Source organism: Pseudomonas folii, assembly GCF_014357575.1.
Taxonomy (GTDB): domain Bacteria; phylum Pseudomonadota; class Gammaproteobacteria; order Pseudomonadales; family Pseudomonadaceae; genus Aquipseudomonas; species Aquipseudomonas folii.
In genome coordinates this window covers 1-3,714 of the sequence record NZ_JACONW010000265.1, presented here as the reverse complement: position 1 = coordinate 3,714, position 3,714 = coordinate 1, and the positions used below count along the sequence as shown (strand labels likewise).

The following is a 3,714-nucleotide window of genomic DNA, read 5'->3' as shown; positions in this document are numbered from 1 at the left end:
CAGGGATGCTGGGGGAGTTCTTATTGCTTAGGGAACTCTTACCGCGCCTTTTGGCATCACTGCGGCCATTGCTCCAGCAGCATGGCGACGAATTTTTCCGCGGCCGGAGACAGCGAGGCCCCGCGCCGCGATACCAGGCCCAGCGTCCTGTCGACCACCGGATCAATCAGCGGCACGCTCACCAGGGTCGGGTGACCTTCGGCCGGCATCGCCAGACTGGGCATGGCCGATATGCCCAGACCTGCTTCGACCATGCCCAGCGACGTCGACAGATGCTGCACCTCATAAAACCATTTGGGCCGCCAGCTCAAACCCGCCAACGCATGGTCAAGAATCATCCGGTTACCGCTCAGTCTTCCCACACCAATCAGGCGATATTCGCTGAGTTCGATCCAGGACACAGATTCGCGTTTTGCCAGTTCATGGTCCCGTCGGCAAGCTAGGACGAAAGGCTCTTTGACCAGTGGCACGAACTCGATATCCGGATGCTGGCCGCTCATCATGTTGATGCCGAAATCCGCTTCGCCCCGCAGCACTGCTTCTAGTCCTTCATTGGCGCTGAGGTCCAGTAATCGAATGCGAATCTTTGGATAGCGTTCGTTGTAAAGGCGAATCACCGAGGGCAAAAAATAGAACGCCGCGGTAGGAATGCAGGCGAGGGTCACTTGACCAATCTGCCGTTCCGCCAGCTCGCGAATATTCAGAATCGAGTCTTCGAAATCGTCCAGCAGACGTCGCGCCTTGGGGAAAAAATCGCGACCTACGCTGGTCAGGCTGACCCTGCGTGTGGTTTGGTCCAGTAGCGAGGTGCCCAGTCCCTGTTCGAGCTTTTTGATGCGCCGCGTCAATGCTGGCTGAGAAATGTGCAGCACTTCGGCAGCTTCATGAAAACTGCCCAGTTCGGCGATTTTCACGAAAGATCGAATGTCTTGCAGCTCATATTCCACTTTTATTCTCCTGTCAGTGGTTGGTCATGGGCGATTTAAGGTCAAGGGCTATTATTTACCAAAGTGGAATAATCCCTACGATCTTTGCATTGGATAAGCAAAATTATCCATGGGACTCTTGCTTTCAACACATCAATGACCCCCATTGATCAACAAGAGTCTGCAAATATGCAACCGATTCCCTGCGTCCTGATGCGCGGCGGCACCTCCAAAGGGCCGGTCTTTCTTGCCAGTGATTTACCTGCTTCTACTGCTGAGCGTGATGAGCTTCTGTTGGCGCTGATGGGCTCCGGTCATGAACTGGAAATCGACGGCATCGGCGGCGGCAGCCCGCAAACCAGCAAGGTCGCGATTGTCAGCCCTTCGACCCACCAAGACGCCGACGTGGATTACCTGTTCGTGCAAGTGATGGTGTCCCAGCGCCGTGTCGATACCGCGCCCAACTGCGGCAACATGCTCTGCGCCGTTGGCCCGTTTGCAGTAGAGCAGGGGTTGGTCAAGGCGAGCGGTGACGTGACTCAGGTGCGGATTCGTAACCTCAATACCGGCACCTTCGTCTGCGCTGACGTCAACACACCGGGCGGTCAGGTCAGCTACGAAGGCCAGACCCGTATCGATGGCGTGCCAGGTTCGGCAGCTCCCGTACAACTGACGTTCCTTGATGCAGCGGGTAGCAAGACCGGCAAACTGTTCCCAACAGGCCAGCAGACTGACATCCTTGATGGGGTGCCGGTGACCTGCATCGACATGGCAATGCCGATGGTCATCATCGAAGCCTCGCTGCTGGGCAAGCGTGGTGACGAAACGCCTGCGGAGCTGGACGCTGACAAGGAATTCCTGCGCAAACTCGAAGCCCTGCGTCTGCGCGCAGGTATGGCGATGGGGTTGGGGGATGTCAGCGATAAAGTGATTCCCAAACCCGTATTGGTCTCGCGGCCGGATTCAGGTGGCACTCTCAAGGTTCGCTACTTCATGCCTCACAATTGTCATAAGGCGTTGGCAATTACCGGCTCTATCGGGCTGGCCACTGCCTGCGTCAGCGACGGCACCGTCGTGGCGAAGTTGCTCGGAATTGGCAGCGAGTCACCGCGCTTGCAGCAGGTCCGGATAGAGCACCCCAGTGGCTCTATCCAGGTCGCCCTGGCTTACGTGGGGGAAAACGGGCAAACGATTCGCGCCTCAGTGGTGCGCACCGCACGTCGCCTGTTTTCCGGTGAGGTTTATGCGCCTGCCGCGCAACAGTTGGCCAGTTAAATTTTGTAGTAACACCCACTCCAATCGATCGCTGTTCGAGTAGATCGGGTATCGTCCACACGGTTCTCGGCAAGCCCGGCTGCATTCGCTTGGCCAGAAAATAACAACAAGAGAATATCCATATGCTTGCCTTCCTTGGCCTCGCCATGGTCGTGGTGTTCACCTACCTGATCATGTCCAAACGTTTGTCTCCCATCGTGGCGTTGACGATCGTTCCGATAGTGTTTGCTGTCATTGGCGGCTTTGGTGGCACCACCGGCAAGATGATGCTCGATGGCCTGAAAATGGTCGCGCCGTCTGCAGCGTTGTTGCTGTTTGCGATCCTGTTTTTTGGCTTGATGATCGATTCTGGATTGTTCGATCCGCTGATCCGCAAGATTCTCAAGCGCGTGAATGGCGACCCGATGAAAATCGCGGTGGGCACCGCGTTGTTGTCGCTGACCGTCGCGCTTGATGGCGACGGCACCACCACTTACATGATCACCTGCGCTGCAATGCTGCCGCTGTACAAACGTATTGGCATGAACCCGATGATCCTTGGCATCGTGTCGATGCTTTCGTTGAGCATCATGAGTGGCATGACCCCGTGGGGCGGCCCGGCAACACGCGCCATTGCTGCGCTGGGCCTGGATGCCGGGGAGTACTTCATTCCGTTGCTGCCGACCATGATCGGCGGCGCTGCCTGGGTGGTGTTTACAGCCTTTCTGCTGGGGCGCGCCGAGCGTAAACGCATCGGTAATGTGAACCTGCAAAGCGGCGGCGGTAACTGCTATATCGAAGCGATTCTGGGCGATACCCCGCACAAGCGTCCAAAACTGGCGTACGTCAATCTGGCGCTGGTTGTTGTTGTGATGATCGCGCTGGTCATGGGCCTGATGCACTCGGCTGTCCTGTTCCTGATCGGCTTTGTGCTGGCGCTGATGATCAACTACCCGCAACTGGATATTCAGAAAGAACGCATCCTGGCCCACTCCGGCAATGCCATGACCGTGGTCCTGTTGGTATTCGCTGCCGGTGTGTTTGCCGGGATCTTCTCGGGCACCAAAATGGTGGACGCGCTGGCGCAAACTCTGGTGGCCTGGATTCCGCCGGAGTGGGGCCATCTGTTCCCGCTGGTGGTCGCACTGACCAGCATGCCACTGACCTTTGTCCTGTCCAACGATGCTTACTACTTCGGCGTGGTGCCGATCCTTGCCAATGCCGCAGCGGCATATGGCATCAGCCCGCTGGAGATCGCCAGGGCATCGATTCTGGGTCAGCCGGTGCACCTGATGAGCCCGCTGGTGGCTTCGACTCTGCTGCTGATGGGCATGATCGACCGCGACATCGGCGACTTCCAGAAAGCCGCCGTTAAATGGGCGGTGCTGACATCGTTGGTGGTCACAGCTTTGGCGCTGCTGACCGGTGCGCTGACGTTGTTTGTTTGATTTAAAAACTGAACTGAAATGCATTTCTGCAGGAGATGCCATCTTGTGTCCCTGACACAGCGCTGTCGCAAAGCAAACGCAGTTCA

Annotated in this window: 3 protein-coding genes; 2 read left to right on the top strand and 1 reads right to left on the bottom strand. The window is 57.1% G+C overall.

Annotated features, from left to right (window positions below; translation table 11 throughout):
• Positions 1-56: 56 nt before the first annotated feature.
• Complete coding sequence (locus H8S59_RS26440) at positions 57-947, bottom strand: LysR substrate-binding domain-containing protein (RefSeq protein ID WP_187523321.1); 891 nt, start codon at positions 945-947, stop codon at positions 57-59.
• Between the two features lie 168 nt (positions 948-1,115).
• On the opposite strand from H8S59_RS26440, the gene H8S59_RS26435 reads away from it, so the two are divergent.
• Together H8S59_RS26435 and H8S59_RS26430 are read left to right on the top strand one after the other, a co-directional pair.
• Positions 1,116-2,201: a 4-oxalomesaconate tautomerase gene (locus tag H8S59_RS26435; RefSeq protein WP_187523320.1), complete on the top strand. Its 1,086-nt coding sequence runs from the start codon at positions 1,116-1,118 to the stop codon at positions 2,199-2,201.
• A gap of 122 nt (positions 2,202-2,323) precedes the next feature.
• Positions 2,324-3,628, top strand: a complete 1,305-nt coding sequence (locus H8S59_RS26430) for a CitMHS family transporter (RefSeq protein WP_087264727.1) — start codon at positions 2,324-2,326, stop codon at positions 3,626-3,628.
• Positions 3,629-3,714 lie beyond the last annotated feature (86 nt).